Below are 16,560 nucleotides of genomic sequence, written 5' to 3' on the forward strand. Positions count from 1 at the left end.
GTGACGCGGGCGTGGTCGGTGCTGGGCTACGACTCGTGGGACGACTACTGCACCCGTGAATTCGGCAACAGCCGCTTGCAGGTGCCGCGCGAGAACCGGTCCGAGGTCATCGCCTCCATGCGCGAGATCGGCATGAGCACCAGAGCGATCACCGCCGCGACCGGACTGGCTCGTGGAACTGTCCGACGAGAACTCAATCAGGTGGGTCACTTTGACCCACCTGCACCGGTGACCGGTGTCGACGGCAAAACCTATCAGCCGAAACCGCCTGTGCAGGAGCCGGTTTCCGGCACAGCGGACGAACGAGCGCCTGAGCCGCGACCGGTTCGTCGGCGTCCGATCACCGAGGCGTTCTGGGAAGCGGCTCGCACCTTGACCAAGGACACCGAGCGGATCGCGCGCCTGGCCGCTGATGACCGGTTCGCGAAGAACTCGAACCAGTTCGCTCGCTCGCACCTGAGCGACCTGATCCGTGCACGAGACGCGATGCAACACGTCATCGATCGACTGACACCCGAAGGATAACCATGGAACTCGTTCCCCCCGTTGCACGAGCGATCCGGCCGGATGAACAACACCATGATCAGAATCACAGCGCCGCTGCCTATGCGCGGTCTGATTCGCGCCGAGGTCCCGGAGCAGACATGACACCCTCGCCACACCCTCGCTCCCGCTGTGCCGCCGCGCTGCTGGCCGGTCTCACCGTCGGTGCCCTCGCAATGTCCGGACCGGCCGCGGCCTCACCGCCGCCGGCCGATCCGGGGTGTCCGGCGTTGTGGGTGCTCGCGGTCCAGGGCACCGGTCAGTCCTCCCCGTCCGCGAGCCGCACCGCTGATACCGGGGTGCTCGGTGCGTTGCTGGGGCCGGTGGTGGAGGCGGTCCCGAATCTGGTGCAGCGCACCTACATTCCGTATCCGGCCGGATTCGGTGGGGCTCCTGGGGCCGGTGGAGGACCCGAGTCCTATACCGCCTCGGTCACCGACGCGATCGCCGAACTCCGCACCGATGCCCAGCAGATCGTTGCCCGCTGCCCGGCCACCGAGCTGGCAGCGATCGGGTATTCCCAAGGCGCGCAAGCAGTCTCGCAATTCGCACGGGACGTCGGTGCCGGTCACGGCCCAGTTCCTGCGGCCAAGGTCGCCGCTGTCGCGCTTTACGCGGACCCCGAGCGTGCCGTGGGCTCGCCGGTGTTCCCCGGCAGACCAGGACAGACGGTGCCCGATAGCGTGCCTGGTACCACCAGCGGTGCGGTCGCGGCGGTGCGGATCACCGCACCACCGGTGCCGGGCAGCGGGATCGCTGCGGACGACGCCGTATACGGGGCGTTGACGGGCCGGGTCGCGGACATCTGCGTCGCGGGGGACCTGGCGTGCGCGGCCCCGGACCACACGGCGCTGTTGCGGGTCGGGGCCGAGATCGCCGCACAAGCCGACCTGACGAACCCGATCGCCGCTGCCGCGAGCCTGCAACGAGTGCTGTCGGGCGCGTTGGGCACCGCGTGGACCACGGTAGTGCTCAACGACTTCGACGTGGGTCCGGCCACCCTCGATTACCGTCCCCGGGCCCCGCTGTCGACACGGTTGATCGACGCCGCTGACCCTCGCATCCCCGCTCCGCCACCGGACCGGGTCCACGCGGCCGGGGAGCGGTGGAACCAGATCACCGCCACCCTCGACGCGCACCCGACCGAACTGCCGAAGCTCGCCAGCCAACTCGCCGCAGCGTGGGGGCAGCTGGTCGCCGACGACGCCGACCTGGCCAATCCGGCGGTGTGGGCGAGTTTCGCGGCGACCGTCGTCGCGCACGACGGGTACGCGGCCACCGGTCAGCTCGCCTCCGGGATCGCCTGGCTCGTCGCCGTGGCGCACGACCTCGCCCAAGGAGGGCCCCGATGACCGAGCTGAACGCCTCCGGCGCAACGGTTTCCGGCACCTCACCGGCGAAGGCGAACAACGCCGAGGCGATGGTGGCAGATAGCGAGTTCTACACCCCACCGCCGTTGGCGAAGCTCCACCGGCCGGGGGATGTGCTGCGGATGCGTCCGGTCACCCTGAACCTGCCGCGAGCAGGCGCGGCGTGGCAGATCCTGTACGTCTCCCGAGATGTGCATGGTGAGCCGATCCCGGTGTCCGGCACCGTGATCACCCCGAAGGGCCGCAAGCGCGCCGGGGAAGAGCCGGTGCTGGTGTATCAGCCCAGCTTCCACGGCCTCGGCGGGCCGTGCGCCCCCTCGCAGCTGCTCGCCGCGGGCACCGAACCGGACAGCGAGCAGATCAGCGCCGTCCTGGCTCGCGGCTGGACGGTCGCGGTCGTGGACGGGCATGGAATGGGGGTGCTCGGGCTGGGCCCGCACACCTTCCTGACCGGCCGGACAGCCGGGCAGGTGATGCTGGATCTGGCTCGCGCCGCCACCCGCATCCCCGCCCTACACGCAGCAGAGGCACCGATCCTGTTATGGGGCTACGCCGACGGGGGACGTGCGGCGGTGTGGGCGGGTGGTCTGCAGCCCGGCTACGCCCCGGACCTGGATGTGCGCGGGATCGCCGCCGGGGCGGTGGTCACCGATCCCGGCCCGATCCTGCGGCACCTGGACCGGTCCCCGTGGCCGGGCCTGGTTCTCGCGGGGCTGGTCGGCCTCTCGCACGCGCATCGGCATCTGCCGTTGCGGCACGTGTTCACCGATGCTGCCCGTGTCCTGCTGGCGGACGCGGAGTCCGCGTCCCGGACGCAGTTGTGTGAGCGGTATCGGCATCCGGTCGTGACCTGGTGCGAGCGGCCCGATCCGTGGAACGACGTGATGTGGCGGCATGTGCTCAATCTGGAAATCACCGGTGCGGCAGGCGTTCCCAGGGCTCCGGTGCACCTGTATCACGGGGCCCGCGATGCACTCGTGCCGGTCGGGTTCGGTCGCCTGCTGTATACCGACCTGCGCGCTCACGGCGTGCGAGCGGACTGGCGAGCCTACGACGGCGCCCACTTCCGCACCGCCCGCACCGCCACCGACGACGCCTTGGCCCAGCTCGCACGCGACCTCACCGACTCCACGCACACCTGACCCGTACAGGCGCGAATCTCTCGCCTGCTCTGTGGACCTGCCTGAGCGGCCTTGTCCTGCCCGGTACCCCCTCCGCCGGGCAGGACAGGTGCCCGGCAGCCGAAAACCTTGCACGCCAAGGCAATCAATCAAACTTTTGGAGGTATTCATGACCGAGACCGATTTCTATACCGCACCAATCCTGAGCCCGAATCGACTGCCCGGTGATCTGGTGCGGATGCGGCCCACATTCGTGCCACAGCTGGCAGGCGCAGAAGGGGCCTGGCAGATCCTGTACGCCTCGACCAACTCCCGCGGTGAGCTGATCACCGCCTCGGGCACGGTGATCCTGCCCGACCCCGACACCGATTCCCACCCGGGGGGAGGTTCTCTGCTGGTGTACTGCCCGGTCTTTCATGGTTTGGGCGGGCGCGCGGCCTCGCAAATGCTCGCGGTCGGTGAAGAAGCCGACAGTGTGGAGATCTCCGCGGCGCTCGAACAAGGCTGGGTCGTGGCCGTGCCCGACGGCGAGGGCCTCGGGGTCACCGGCCTGGGCCCGCACACCTTCCTCGCCGCGCGAGCAGGCGGGCAGATCGTCTTGGATATCGCGCGGGCCGCGCAGTTCGTCCCGGAACTGGACCCCGACAACACGAGCGAGCCGTGGATGCCGGTCGTGGCCTGGGGCTACGCCGACGGCGGCCGAGCGGTCGCCGCCGCGGGCGAACTCCACCAGCGATACGCGGCCGAACTCGACCTGCGCGGAATTTGCGCGGGCGCGGTCGCCTCCGACCTGGCCGCCCTGGCCCCCACGATCAACACCGGCTCGTGCCCGGGGCTGGGATTGGCCGCGCTGACCGGCCTATTGGCCGCCTACCCGCACCTACGCCTGCGCCACGTACTGACCGAGGACGGCCACCGCGCGGTCGCCGAGGCGGAAAACCTCACCGACATAGAGCTTTCGACCGGTACCCGCAGCCGCTGTCGCACTGGTGCGTCCGCGAAGATCCGTGGAACGACCAGATGTGGCGGCACGTCCTGGCCTATGAGTGCCTCGCGCACACCGCCCCGGGCGTGCCGCTGCACCTGTACCACGGGCACACCGACCGCATCGTGCCTGTGCGCGCGGGCCTGCGCACCCTGATCGCCTACCGGCAACGCGGAGCCACGGTGACCTGGCGCGAGTACGACTCCGGACATGCCGGCACCGCCCTGGAGGCCGTCACCGAGGTCCTGAATCGGCTCGCGGACAACCTGACCTGGCTCACCAGCCCCGGCCCCGTGATCGACACCTCCGCACCACCAGTGCGTCCGTGACCCGCTCGGCGGACCCTGCCCACGCCCTGGTCCGTACCCCCGTTGCGGGCGCGGGCGTGCCGCGAAGCTCAACCCTGGAGGGAGGTGAACGAGGTTGTCTGGCAACACTTCCGGCGAGGATGACCAGTGGGCTTGGCTGGACACTCCACCGGATCCCGATCAGCTGAGCGAGGTCACCGACCCCGGTGTGGACATCGATCTCGTGGCCGAACCCACTGTCCCACAGGAGAACTGGGACGAGGTGGTCCCCACCGATCCCGGTCCGGACGCGAGCGAACCGCGAGCGGCATGGGGACGGTTCGCGCGCCGAGTACCGGTGCGCGGGGTGGCCGGGCTCGCCGCGGTACTCGCGGTCGTGGTGTGGGTGGTGGTGGGTGCGCACGCACCGCACCACCCCAGCGGCGGCGGGACCGGTACGAAGACTGCGTCGATGTCGGCCTCGGCGACGGCGGGGGTGTGTGCGGGGTTGTCCGGCACGGTGGTCACCGAACATGGCGGTGATCCGGCCACGGTGCCCGGCGTGATCGCCACATTCGAGGACGCCTACTACACCCAACGCAACGCCGAAGCCGCCATGCGAGTCGTCGCTCCCGAATCCGGAATCACCCAGCAGGCCCTCGCTGCTGGGATCGCCACCATCCCGGCGGGCACCCGCCACTGTGTCGCGATCACCCCGGTCACGCTCAACACCGCCAACGTGCACCTGGTCGAAGTGCATCCCGACCACAAACGCGTGGACTACCTGCAGGTGATCAACACCATCAGCGGCCCCAGCGGCGGCCTGCTGATCAGCCACGTCCAAGAACAAGGATGACCGCCATGCACACCCAGCAGGGCGAAATCCCCGCCCCGCCACAGCCTCTGCCCCTACCTAGCGAAGGACTCCCCGCCGTGACCTGTCCCGAGATTCACGCCCTGAGCATCGACGCCGACGACGGCGTGCGCCTGGCCGCCACGCGCGTCGGGCGACCCGCCGCGCCAGCCACCCTGGTCTACGTGCACCCGCTGCTGCGCGAGCGCCGGTTCTGGTCTCCACTGAGCCTGCGTGTGCATGAGCAGTTGGGTGGCGCGGTCGCGCAGATCACCTACGACCAGCGCGGGCACGGCGAATCGGGCACCCCGCACCTGCGCCGGATCACCACCCTGCGCCGCCTGGCCGACGACCTGGACATGGTGCTCGCGCACGCGTCCGGGTCGGTGGTCCTGGTCGTGCATTCGACCGCAGCGCAGCTGGTGTATGCCTACGCCACCGTGCACCGCGACCGCGCTGCGGAGCTGGCCGGGCTGGTGTTCCTCAACGCCGCCGCTGAATTCCCTTGCTTCCCAAGGTATTTACGTGCGTGGCCACAACGCCTCATCCGGCTACGACCGCACCGGGTTCTCGACCCGGTCACCGCGGCAGGGGAGGCCGTGCTGCGCTACCGCCTGCGGCACAGCGGCAGGCAGCTGGTCGTAGACGTCGACACCGATCCGAGGGTGAGTATCGACATCCTGGGCGCGCACCCCGGATTCGGCCTGTCGGTCGGGGTCGCCCAGCAGCTACGGCCCATCCCCTCGATCGTGCTGGCCGGGGAGCACGACACGCTCGTGCCCCCACAGCGCGCGGTCGCGCTGGCCGACGCGGTGTGGGCCGATTACGACCTCGTGTTCGGTGCCGGGCACGACCTGCCCCACACCCACCTCGAACGCGCCACCGACACCATCACCACCACCCTCGACCACGCCCTGCGCGCCCAGCTCGAACACCCCAGCCCTCCTGCCACCCATAGCCCGGACCCCGAGCGCGGGGAGGCGTGAAGTGGACCCGACCCCCGCCCAATCGTGATGGCTCCCACCACATCACACACCATCCCCGCGTCGGTGCGTCCGCTGCTGATCGCGGTGACCGGTCTCGGCCCTGGCACCGGCGTGACCACGACCACAGTCGCGCTCGCGCGCGCATGGCCTGGCCCGGACGCGGCTGTGGTGGTCGAGGCCGATCCGCGCGGCGGGCAGCTCGCGCAGCTGGCCGGCGTGGACCCGTATCGCGGCCTGGCGAGCCTGGCACGAGCCGCACGGTCCCCGAACAGGCGAGTGCGGATCGCCGAGCATGTGCAACTGCTGCCCGGTGGTGTCGGGCTTTTGGCCAGCCCGCCCGGGGCTGATGCCCGTAAGGCCGGGTGGGTGACGACGTTGCTGACCGGCCGCGAGCATGATCGGCGCCTCGGTGATCTGGCGGCGTGGCGCGCGGTGGGCGCGAGCGTGTTCGCGGACTGCGGCACAGCCGGGTCCGGGTCGGCGCTGGACCCGATCGTGGCCCTCGCGGACGCGTGCCTGATCGTCCTGGACACCGATCTCACCGACCCGGGGATCGCCGGCCAGCAGATCCGCGACCTCGCCGCCCGCAGCGGTCACCCGGGAGTGCTGCTCATCGGCGCGGCACCCGACAGCGACTACGCCACCGCACTGGAGGTCCCGGTGCTCGCTGGTCTTCCCCGCGAACCACAATCCGCGACCGCCTTGCTGGCCCCGCCCCGGCTCTGGCCCCGCCGCAACCGATTGCTGCGCGCCGCGCACCCGATCGCGGCGAGCGTCGAACTCCAACTCCGCCCTCCCGCAGCGACACCCCCGATCACCGAAACACCCGCACGCCCGCGGGTGCGGCGGCGTCCGCGCGTGCTGGGTCGCCGCCCGGCCGTGGGGCCGAGGGTTTACCGGATCGAGCTGCCCACCGGACCGGCTGCGGCACCGGACTCGGCCGACACCGACCCGAACCCCAGCCCCGCCCCAACCCCCCCGGCGGGTACCCGTCCCGCGCAGCCCACAGCATCAGGGGCCACCGACCGAGACATCGGGGCCGCCGCTGCGCCCCGCGGTGTCGTGCCGTGCGAGACCCCCTCGGGTCCACCACCGCCACCCGCCCCGCGCCCGCCGTCACGCGCGCCTGATGCGGGTGCGGCCGAGCCCGGGTTGGCGGTCCGGATTTTCGGTCCGACGCGGGTGCTGTGGCGCACAGCCGACTCGCCGCGGGCCGGGGTGCGGGGTGTGGAGATCACGCGGTCTTTGCAGCCGCGCAGCCGTGAGCTGCTCACGGTGCTGGCGTTGCATCCCGACGGGCTCAGCCGGGGCGATCTGATCGACGCGTTGTGGGGGCAACGCCCTCCCGACCGGCCGGGGATCGCGCTGACCAACGCGCTGGGTCGTCTGCGCGGGGCGGTGGCCACAGCGACCGGCCACCAGGCGGTGCTGCTGATCGAGGACCGGCCCCGGTATCGCCTCGATCCGGCCGCGGTGACCGTCGACTACTGGGAATTCACCGCCGCTGTCGTCGCGCGTCGTCAGACCAGCGCCGAGGCCGAGCACATCGCGGCCAGCAGACGCATCCTGGACATCGCCTCGGCCACCGCCACGCTCGCCGCGGATCTGTCCGATCCCTGGGTCGAACAGTTACGTGAGGCCGCCCGCCACAGCACCCTCAACGCCCTGGGCTGGCTGGCCAACCACACCCTCACCCAGGATCCGCGCACCACCCTCGGAATGCTCGAAACCGCCGTCGAAACCGACCCCTACAACGAACCCGTCTGGCAAGACATCCTCCGCCTGCACGCCAAACTCGGCGAATACGACGCCCTGACCCGCACCTACTCACTCCTGACCAGAAAACTCGCCGAAATCGACGCCACACCAAGCCCGCAAACCCGCCAGCTCCTCGAACAGCTCCGCCGCACCACGAGATGAAAAATTCCACGTTGCGCACGCATCCCGGCATTCCATTTGCGGCCGGTCGGCGTACCTGCCAGGACCGAGGCAGGAGAAGGCAGAAAAAAATACGCACTGCACCAGCTTCACTCGTGAAAACATGTGTTCGCCTGGATTCCCCGCCCCGGCCGCGCCATTGCTGAGGCACAACCATAAAACACGGTCACCGAGAGTCCATAGAAAGGGATGACCGACCATGAGAAAGATGAGCATGCCGCGCGTGAACCGCTACGAGTGGGAACGAGCGCGCGGAATAATCACAGCTTTCGGGGAATCGAAAACCCTGGCGGCCTGGTCGAACGATCCGCGGTGCACAGTGAATCGAGACCTGCTTCGCAGGCGTCTTGTTTCGGGGTGGGATCCCGGCGATGCCATTACCCGACCGAAACGTGACGCTGCACCGCGCAAATACACGCACCAGGGGCGCACACTGACGCTGCGCGGATGGGCCGAACGGAGCGGGATCAAATACAACACCCTCTTCGTGAGGATCACGAGAAGTCGAATGACACTCGCGCAGGCACTCGACAAAGGGCCCGAGGGCCCGAATTTCAGGATCGGTGTAACAGCATTCGGCGAAACGAAATCGATCGCTCAATGGGCAGTCGACGACCGGGCGAACTGCAGCGCGGTCACCTTGCGGAAACGACTATGCGATGGGTGGGACCCCGAACAAGCCATCACCACCCAGACACGGGTCGACGGGCGACGAGGTACCGGGGTGCCCTACACCGCGTTCGGTATGCGCCTGGGCCTCGAGGACTGGGCTCGCCGTGCTCACATCCCGCGCGCAAGTATCCAATCGCTCATGGACCACCACGGCCTGCCCCTCGAGGCAGCCCTGCGCTCGCTGGGATGGGTCCCACACACTCCGGAACGCATCAAACTGGATCTGGTGCAGATCCGCGCCGAAGACCTCCGACCGGGCGACAACATCATCGCCCGCATCCAGGACACGGGCTCGGGCCAGCTGTGTTTCACGATCCGCCGAACACCCGATCACGCCGACGACCTGACATGAAATCCGGTGCACCGGATGTCCTAACCCGACGACCATACCCGCCCGGGGAAATTCAGACCGCCGAGAATTCTGTCCTATAATCAGACCATCGGGAAATGTGTCCACCCAGTTCGATATATGGACGTCCGGCCTTTTCGTTAACAGGGGGGTGTGCCAGTGTTTGTGCGCAAAGAATTGCCTGCGAAAATATTGCGTACAGCATATTCCGGCCCTCTTTTATATTCCGCGATCGGCCGAGGCCGATAGGTGGTCCGATCACGCCACGATGACGTCCTGTAACGGAAATGTCGTATCTTCCGCGATCGCCCGACTCGGTTCCGTGGTCAACTCCGTGGTCAGTTCCGTGGTCAGATCCGTCATCCGATCAAACCGGACCACCCTGCGCCGGTATATCCACTGGTAGCGGCTTGTTTTCACAGCTGGGTGTCCCCCAGGATCACATACCCACAAAAGTGCAGGTACGTGATTGGCGGCCAGTGCCAACCGGTTCCCCGGGGGCCCGGTATGTCACTTCCTTTCCGGCGTTCCCCGTGCAATGTCATTCTCATTGCTCGCTATTGAATTCATTGTTTTGCATTCCCGATCCCATTACGGTTTCGACCGTCGGCCGGGTTCGGGTACGCATTTCAGTTCGGAATTGCGTCGCTCATTTCGAGGCGAGGCAGGAAAATTCACGGAAATTCGGTGATTTTCGGGTTGCGTGTGCGTCGCGAGTCGAGTTAGCGTCGTCGTGTTCCCGGAAATCCCCGGGGATTCCGAGAATTCCGAATGACGGTCTCGCCACCGGTATGTCAATATCGCAGGTTCGGCGCATGTCGGAATACGGTCCGTAATAGGAGATGAAATGACTTCCCCCACCGGTTCGGCACCCGCCACGAGCGCACGTCTGGGTAACGGTGAATTGCGGCGCATGGTGGCGCGTGTGCTGGCCGACAACCCCACCACCGAATACAGCCCGCGTGAGGTCGCGAAACTGATTTCCCGCTCGTCCGGGGCGGTCGGCAACGCGCTGAAAACCCTCATCGGGGCCGGGCAGGCAGAACAGGCCAACGCGAAACCGCTGCGCTACCGCGCCACCGCCGCCACCGCTGCCGCTGCCACCGGGGCCCCCGCCCCCGCACCGACACCGGCCGCACCCACCGCGCCGAAACCCCCCGCCCGCGCCAGCAAGCGCAAAGCCAAGACCAAGGGCACGGGCACAGGCAGCGCGCCCGCCCCCGCCCCCGCCTCGGCGTCGGGGGCGACGGTGAGGCGTCCGAACGGGCAGGAGTACCACCTGCGCAAGCTCGCGGGGCGTACGGATGTGGATGTGCTGCGCACCATGCGCACCGCCGAGGTCCCGGTCATGTTGTACGGGCCCCCGGGAACGGGCAAGACCTCGCTGATCGAGGCCGCCTACGGCGACCTGCTCACGGTCCAAGGGGACTCGGACACCACAGTCGCGGACTTCGTGGGCGAGTACACCCAAAAACCGGACGGCACTTTCGTTTTCGTGCACGGGCCGCTGGTTCGGGCGATGCGTGAGGGGCGGGTGCTGTTCGTGGACGACGCGACGTTGATTCCGCCGACGGTGCTGGCGTGCATGTATCCGGCGATGGATGGGCGCAAAGAGATCGTGATCAAAGCCAACGGCGGCGAGGTCGTGACCGCCGAGCCCGGGTTTTTCGTGGTGGCCGGGCACAACCCGGGCGTGCACGGGGCGATCTTGTCCGACGCGCTCTCCTCGCGGTTCGCGTTCCAGGTGCAGGTCGGCAGTGACTACGACCTGGCCGGGCAGCTCGGGGTCCACGCGCAGGCGGTGAAGGTCGCCCGGAATCTGGCCACCCGCAAGGCCAACGGCGAGATCGGGTGGGCCCCGCAACTACGAGAACTGCTCAGTTTCAAGAAGATCGCCACCGCGACCGACCTCGCGACGGCTGCGGCGAATCTGATCGGCACCGCCCCGGAGGACGACCGCGAGATCGTGGCGACGGTGGTCAAAACCGTGTTCGGGGCCACCTATTCGCCCCTCGCTCTGGGCTCACGTATCTAACCCACGCCCCCCGCATCTGCCAAGGAAAGGCATTGCCCGCCATGACCTCCCACGTGATCTCCGACCCGACCGCAACCCCTGTGACACCGCCCGCGCGGGCGGGGTGGGACTCCCTGTCGGCCGCTCTGACTGCCGAGGCCCCGCCGATCGCGGCCCGCGACGACCTGATCGTCGCCATCGCTCCCGGTGCCGCGCACGGGCACCCGGCGGTGTTCTTCCCGGCCCGCGCCGCGATCGAGATCGACGGCGACCTGCTGAAAATCGACCCGCGCACGATGCGCCCGGATCGCCTGTCCGACCGGGCCCGCTACGCGGGCGTGTGGGGTGCGTTCACCCACGAGTGCGCCCACGCCCAGCACTCGCGCTGGGATCCGCCCGCGCTGGCGAACCCGGCCGTGGTCGAGGCCGCGATGCTGCTCGAGGAATCCCGCATCGAGGCTGCGCAGGTGCGCCGCCGCCCGGATGACCGGCACTGGCTGCGGGCGTGTGTCACCGAGATCGTGATCAGCGACAACGGGGGAGCTACCGCTGCGGCGCAGCTCCCGGCCACCGACTACGCCGCTGCCCGCAACGCCGCGCTGATCCTGGCCCGCGTGGACGGCGGGATCCTCGAAACCACGGAAACCGCCCCGGCCGCTGCCGCGATCGAAAAGGTCCTCGGCCCCGACACGCTCGCCCGGTTGCAGGCGATCTGGCGCGACGCGCACACCGTCAGCGACCACGACACCGCGCGGATGCTCGAGCTCGGGCAGCAATGGCTCGACCTGATCGGGCCCGACCCGCACGCCGAGCCGGACCCGCACTCGGCGCTGTCCGGCGCGATCAGCGAGGCGATCACGAACATCCGCGATGCGGTTGCCGCGCAACCGGTCCCGATCGACCCGGCCGAGGCCGCCGCCGCCCGCCACGCCCGAGAGCACCGGGACCGGAACCGGGCCGGGGCGGTCGCCGCGAAGGTGTTCGGTACCCCCGGCGGGGCCCCCGCGACCCCGCACCGGGGCACCCGCGCCCCCGAGGGTTCTGAGCGGTCGGCTGCGCGGGTGCTGGCTCGCGCGCTGTCCTCGGCGAGTCAGCGCGAGGCGGCTGTGGTGAAAACGACCTCGGTGGTGCCTCCGGGCCGGATGCGGATGCGTGGGGCGATGGCCCGCGAAGCTCAGCGCGCGGCCGGGGCGATCCCGACCGCCGAACCGTTCACCCGCGCCGTGCGTAAACCGGTGCCGGTGCCGCCGTTGCGGATCGGGATCGGCTGCGATGTGTCCGGGTCGATGAGCGCCTACGCCGACCCGACCGCCTCGGCCGCATGGATCATCGCCCACGCCGCACGCCTCGCGGCGATGCCCGCCGAAACCGCGACTGTCACCTTCGGAGAACGAGTCCGGCCGATCACCTACCCCGGCGTCGCGCCGGACCGGGTGACCGAGTTCCGGTGCGGGGGCTCGGAAGAAGCCATCGACGAGGCCATCGACGCCCTGGACGGCGCACTCGGGTTGTCTCGCCGCGAGAACACCCGCCTGCTGGTCATCATCTCCGACGGCATCTTCTACCCCGCACCCCGCCAACGCGCCCAAAAACGCCTCAACCGGCTGCGCGCCACCGGCTGCGCGGTGCTGTGGCTGGCCCCCGAACCCCGCAAAGCGACCCCGCTGGCCGGGGCCACCCTGCACCCGGTCGGCGACCCGGCCGCGACCGCCAAAGCCATCGCCCGCGCCGCTGTCACCGCTGTCCGCAACGCGTGACCCGACCACCCCTGGGGCGCGGCATGCGCCGCGCCCCGGGTGACCGAAACCCGTTCGATCGCATGGAGGTTCACCGTCATGACCCGCCACTGGCTCGACCCCGACGACACCCTCGCGCAGTTCCGGGCCACCCGCCACACCATCGCCGAGGCGATCACCGCCTACACCGCCGACGAGAACCGCACCGAGACCCCCGGGGAGACCGCCGACCACCACGACCGCCTCGAAGAGCTGTACCGCGAGGCCAGTGACCTCATGGCCGCCCTGGACGAACACCTCGCCACCGAGGGCGCGCTCCCGGCCGCCTGGACCCGAACCACCGAAACCCGCACCGGCACACCCGAATCGCGGCACCACGATATGAGTAGCCACCCCCGCCCCGGTGACTTCGAGGACGGTACGGGCGAGCTGGCTCGGCTCGACATGCACGCCGTGCTGGGCATCCGCGACGCCGCCGCCCACAGCGGGGACCTTGTCCGGGCGTTGTTGGCGGACAACGTGCTCGAGGACTGGGGCGGGCTGGCCGGGACCGGGGAGGGCCGTCGCCGCACCTGCCGAGCGTGCCGGACATGGGCCGACCACTTGCACGACCCGCTCACCGGCCAAACCATGCGCGTCGCGGGACGGTGGCCCACCGAGTTCACCCCCGCCGACGTCGCCGCCGCAGCGGACCTCGCCGCGCAAGTGTTCGCGCTCGCGTCGGTGGCCCCGCCCGAGCAGTGGCAGCACCTCGCCGACGGCTCGCACCGGATCACCGTGGCCTGCAAAACAACCCACGTCGAGATCCGCGTGCCCGCCGACACCGAACCCCGCCCGATCCCGCCATACATCCAGGACTACCGGCTCCACGCGGCCCGTGGGCCGCGCCTACGGCTGCCGCTGGTGTACGCGAACCCCCGCGCCGCCGCTGCCATCACCGACGCCCGCCGCCACCTCACCCCGCGCAGACGCCGATAACCCCCGTACGGCCAACCGGCCCGCTGCCCGGTTCACCAGCCGGGCAGCGGAACCGAAACCCACCACACGGCAGAGAAGGAAACCCACACCATGAGCTCGACCCCGCACCCCAACCCCACCGCAGAGTTGAACGCCCGGCTCGCTGCCGCGCACGCCCTGCCCGCCGGTCCGGCCCGCGAGCAAGCCATCACCGAACTGGCCCTGGCCATCATCGTCACCGAGATCGGGCTCCACGCCCCGACTGTGCGGTACATCGTCTTGGACTGGGCTCCCTACGGCGGGCTGGACGTACACACCTTCCTCGACCCTCGCGGCGCCGAGGTCGAGGGCGTGGTCGGGCTCGCCGGCCACCTCGCCCAATGGACCTCGGACCTGCGCGACCCGGGCCTGACTCCCATGATCCCGATCTCCGCCCACGGCCCGTTCCTGCTCGACCTCCACACGGCATCCACAGTCGCGGGCAAGGCTGCAGTCCCGCACCCCTTTCCCGTGCCCGCGCCGGGCGTCCCGATGACGGCTGACAGCGCGACCAGCGGCCCCCGCCCGCTGATAGTGCACGGCATCGAGTGCCCGATCGTGGTGGGCCAGGAAGTCGCCTTCGCCGACGACCCCGCACAGCGAGGAACAGTACGATCGGTCTACCGGCACAGGGGCATCATCACCTGCGAGGTGTCGGCACCGCACCCGGTCATCGTCCACCCGTGGGACCTGTTGCCCGCCGACGGCGCGGACGAGCAATGGCACGAGCGGATGAACACTGTGCACGCGCTCCAGCGTGCGGACGCCCGCGACCTGCTGCGGCGGCGCAGTAACCAGGTGGCCGAGCAAGCCGAGGCCCTGTCCCGCCAACTCGCGGCGATGGCCATCACCTTGCGCCAGCAACAGCTCCCGGACCCGGCCCCCGACCACCAGGCCACTACCGAATTCGCCGCCCGCGATCTCGACGAGGAACTCGAAGAACTGCGGCACCTGCGCGCTGACCTGACTTCCGGCGACTTGATACGCGCCGACTGACCGCACCCCGGGGCTCGACCGCCGCCACCGCCTGCCCGCGGTGGCGGCCCTTCGTCTCGGTATTCGAGTAATTCCGGGAAAAGGCGAGTCGAGTCGAATTCGCCTCGCACAATGAATTCTGGTGACCGGGACGGCGAGAGGAATTCCGGTCGCATATTTTTCTCCACGCACCGCTTGACATCGATGCGGGTATCGAGCGTTCATAGGTGTGGGAACACCGCCACCATCACCCGGACCGGGTGATACGGCGCGGTTTTCCGTCCCGGCCGGGACATGACCCGAGCACCCAACGAATTCCCCACTTTTTCAGGGAGGAAACCTGTCATGTCCGCACGAAAGAAAACCACCACCGAACGCCCAACGAAAAACACCACCACGCACGGTACGAAAACCGCCACCACCCGCCCGACGGAAAGCGCCACCCCGCCAACTCCTGAACCGACCACCAATGCGCCCGTGCTGCGTACCGACAGCGACAAAGCGTTGTGGACCGCGCTGGGGACCCATCCCGGATTCACCGCCGCCGAACTGGCAGGCGCGGCCAGGATCAGCGGGTCCACCGCGCGGCGCATCCTGACCGGGTGGGCCACCAGCGGGGCCGCGCGCCGCGACCGCGACCCGGACAACCCCCGCGCCGCCGAACGCTGGTCACCCGCCACCACCGCCCCGGCCGCCCCGGCCGACACGGTGACCGAACCCGAGGCCGTACAGCCGGACGCGGGTAGTGAGAACGTCAGCACCGCAACCGAATCCGACGACGATGTCTCCAGCGACGCCGTGCCCGGTGACGCTGCGCCCGCTACCGGCACACCGGTACCGCCGGAACCGGCCACAGCACGCGGTCAGCGCGCCGAAACCACCGCCCCGGCAACCGACACCCCGGACAGCGGGGCCGATGCCGCAGCGGCGCAACAGGAGTCACCAGAGCGGTTGGCTCCGGGCGCGTTGCGTGGGCAGGTCGAGGACCACCTGCGTGATGCGCCCGAGAAGGAGTTCACCCCGCACGAGATCGGGAAATCGCTGGGCCGCTCGAGCGGCGCTGTCCACAACGCCCTGCTACGGCTGACCACCTTGGGCACCGCTCGCAAGGTCAGTGACCGGCCCAAGAAGTTCGCCCTGGCTGCGGGCCAGTGACCTTCCCGGCGGTGCGCCGGACCGGCACCGACTCCGGACCCCGGCGCACCGCCACACACCCCGTTCGTTTCCCTCACTTTTCGAGAAAGGCCCTGATCGTCATGAATGACATCACTCCCACCGCCAGCCTGGCTGCCGTCGCTGTCGCGTTGCATGAGGTGTTCGATGCCTCCGCGCACGCGCCGGACAGTTTCGAGTTGTGGGTGGCCGTGGCCGATGCGGCCGCACGGCACCTGAGCGTCCATACCGCGCCGCCGCAATGGCTTGCGGTGTTCACCGTGTACCGCAAGCTGCGCACCGAGGCCCGCTTCCACCCCGGCACCGGCCGGGTGGAGATCACCAGCGGGCCACTGGCCGGTACCACCTACCGCGACTTCGACGGCGCAGCGCGGGCGGTGGTCACCCACCATCCCCTCGCCCAGTACGTTTCCCCGCTGCTGCCGGACCTGCCGACGTGGCGACTGAACAGGGTGCACCACGTGCCGGACCCGCGCACACGCCTGCGTCCCGCCGCGAACCGCTGAGGCCCGCACGATGCCATGGCTGGTGGGGTCGAGAAGAATTCTTCTCGACCCCACCA

General features: G+C 69.4%; 14 protein-coding genes and 1 pseudogene. All 15 read left to right on the forward strand.

What is annotated here, in order from left to right; genetic code table 11:
• Window positions 1-525: pseudogene (locus NV1_RS44800) on the forward strand (hypothetical protein); the annotation flags it as partial.
• Window positions 526-644: 119 nt separating this feature from the next.
• Window positions 645-1,895, forward strand: a complete 1,251-nt coding sequence (locus NV1_RS36910; protein ID WP_245714119.1) for a cutinase family protein — start codon at window positions 645-647, stop codon at window positions 1,893-1,895.
• Window positions 1,892-3,055, forward strand: coding sequence for a lipase family protein (locus NV1_RS36915; protein ID WP_067902624.1), 1,164 nt, complete (start codon window positions 1,892-1,894; stop codon window positions 3,053-3,055). The genes NV1_RS36910 and NV1_RS36915 overlap by 4 nt, the downstream gene beginning before the upstream one ends.
• Window positions 3,056-3,203: 148 nt before the next feature.
• Complete coding sequence (locus tag NV1_RS36920) at window positions 3,204-4,175, forward strand: lipase family protein (RefSeq protein ID WP_169813500.1); 972 nt, start codon at window positions 3,204-3,206, stop codon at window positions 4,173-4,175.
• Window positions 4,145-4,348, forward strand: coding sequence for an alpha/beta hydrolase (locus tag NV1_RS36925; protein ID WP_157117617.1), 204 nt, complete (start codon window positions 4,145-4,147; stop codon window positions 4,346-4,348). The genes NV1_RS36920 and NV1_RS36925 overlap by 31 nt, the downstream gene beginning before the upstream one ends.
• Window positions 4,349-4,442: 94 nt before the next feature.
• Window positions 4,443-5,162, forward strand: coding sequence for a DUF8176 domain-containing protein (locus NV1_RS36930; protein ID WP_067902632.1), 720 nt, complete (start codon window positions 4,443-4,445; stop codon window positions 5,160-5,162).
• Between the two features lie 77 nt (window positions 5,163-5,239).
• A complete protein-coding gene (locus NV1_RS36935) occupies window positions 5,240-6,145 on the forward strand; it encodes an alpha/beta fold hydrolase (RefSeq protein ID WP_067902633.1) in 906 nt (301 codons plus the stop codon).
• A 27-nt stretch (window positions 6,146-6,172) separates the two neighbouring features.
• The gene (locus tag NV1_RS36940; protein WP_067902636.1) at window positions 6,173-8,065 is read left to right on the forward strand and encodes a BTAD domain-containing putative transcriptional regulator; all 1,893 of its coding nucleotides are present in this window, start codon (window positions 6,173-6,175) and stop codon (window positions 8,063-8,065) included.
• Window positions 8,066-8,591: 526 nt separating this feature from the next.
• Window positions 8,592-9,107 carry a hypothetical protein gene (locus tag NV1_RS44160; RefSeq protein WP_157117618.1) on the forward strand — a complete coding sequence of 172 codons (516 nt, stop codon included), beginning with the start codon at window positions 8,592-8,594 and terminating at the stop codon, window positions 9,105-9,107.
• Between the two features lie 844 nt (window positions 9,108-9,951).
• Window positions 9,952-11,139: an AAA family ATPase gene (locus tag NV1_RS36950; protein WP_067902642.1), complete on the forward strand. Its 1,188-nt coding sequence runs from the start codon at window positions 9,952-9,954 to the stop codon at window positions 11,137-11,139.
• 41 nt (window positions 11,140-11,180) lie between these two features.
• A complete protein-coding gene (locus tag NV1_RS36955) occupies window positions 11,181-12,875 on the forward strand; it encodes a VWA domain-containing protein (protein ID WP_067902644.1) in 1,695 nt (564 codons plus the stop codon).
• A gap of 78 nt (window positions 12,876-12,953) precedes the next feature.
• The gene (locus NV1_RS36960; protein WP_067902647.1) at window positions 12,954-13,832 is read left to right on the forward strand and encodes a hypothetical protein; all 879 of its coding nucleotides are present in this window, start codon (window positions 12,954-12,956) and stop codon (window positions 13,830-13,832) included.
• Window positions 13,833-13,922: 90 nt separating this feature from the next.
• Window positions 13,923-14,846 carry a hypothetical protein gene (locus NV1_RS36965; RefSeq protein WP_067902652.1) on the forward strand — a complete coding sequence of 308 codons (924 nt, stop codon included), beginning with the start codon at window positions 13,923-13,925 and terminating at the stop codon, window positions 14,844-14,846.
• A gap of 324 nt (window positions 14,847-15,170) precedes the next feature.
• The gene (locus NV1_RS36970; RefSeq protein ID WP_067902655.1) at window positions 15,171-15,980 is read left to right on the forward strand and encodes a prolipoprotein diacylglyceryl transferase; all 810 of its coding nucleotides are present in this window, start codon (window positions 15,171-15,173) and stop codon (window positions 15,978-15,980) included.
• 101 nt (window positions 15,981-16,081) lie between these two features.
• Entirely contained in the window at window positions 16,082-16,504 is a 423-nt protein-coding gene (locus tag NV1_RS36975) for a hypothetical protein (protein ID WP_157117619.1), read from the forward strand.
• Window positions 16,505-16,560: the final 56 nt, after the last annotated feature.

Source organism: Nocardia vaccinii NBRC 15922 (genome assembly GCF_001613305.1).
GTDB classification, from domain to species: Bacteria; Actinomycetota; Actinomycetes; order Mycobacteriales; family Mycobacteriaceae; genus Nocardia; species Nocardia vaccinii.

Bases quoted from the DNA above. Each gene is read 5' to 3' on its own strand.
- NV1_RS36975 (WP_157117619.1), top strand. From the start codon at position 16,082: ATGAATGACATCACTCCCACCGCCAGCCTGGCTGCCGTCGCTGTCGCG.
- NV1_RS36965 (WP_067902652.1), top strand. From the start codon at position 13,923: ATGAGCTCGACCCCGCACCCCAACCCCACCGCAGAGTTGAACGCCCGG.
- NV1_RS36955 (WP_067902644.1), top strand. From the start codon at position 11,181: ATGACCTCCCACGTGATCTCCGACCCGACCGCAACCCCTGTGACACCG.
- NV1_RS36915 (WP_067902624.1), top strand. From the start codon at position 1,892: ATGACCGAGCTGAACGCCTCCGGCGCAACGGTTTCCGGCACCTCACCG.
- NV1_RS36920 (WP_169813500.1), top strand. From the start codon at position 3,204: ATGACCGAGACCGATTTCTATACCGCACCAATCCTGAGCCCGAATCGA.
- NV1_RS36950 (WP_067902642.1), top strand. From the start codon at position 9,952: ATGACTTCCCCCACCGGTTCGGCACCCGCCACGAGCGCACGTCTGGGT.
- NV1_RS36960 (WP_067902647.1), top strand. From the start codon at position 12,954: ATGACCCGCCACTGGCTCGACCCCGACGACACCCTCGCGCAGTTCCGG.
- NV1_RS36970 (WP_067902655.1), top strand. From the start codon at position 15,171: ATGTCCGCACGAAAGAAAACCACCACCGAACGCCCAACGAAAAACACC.
- NV1_RS44160 (WP_157117618.1), top strand. From the start codon at position 8,592: ATGACACTCGCGCAGGCACTCGACAAAGGGCCCGAGGGCCCGAATTTC.
- NV1_RS36940 (WP_067902636.1), top strand. From the start codon at position 6,173: ATGGCTCCCACCACATCACACACCATCCCCGCGTCGGTGCGTCCGCTG.
- NV1_RS36910 (WP_245714119.1), top strand. From the start codon at position 645: ATGACACCCTCGCCACACCCTCGCTCCCGCTGTGCCGCCGCGCTGCTG.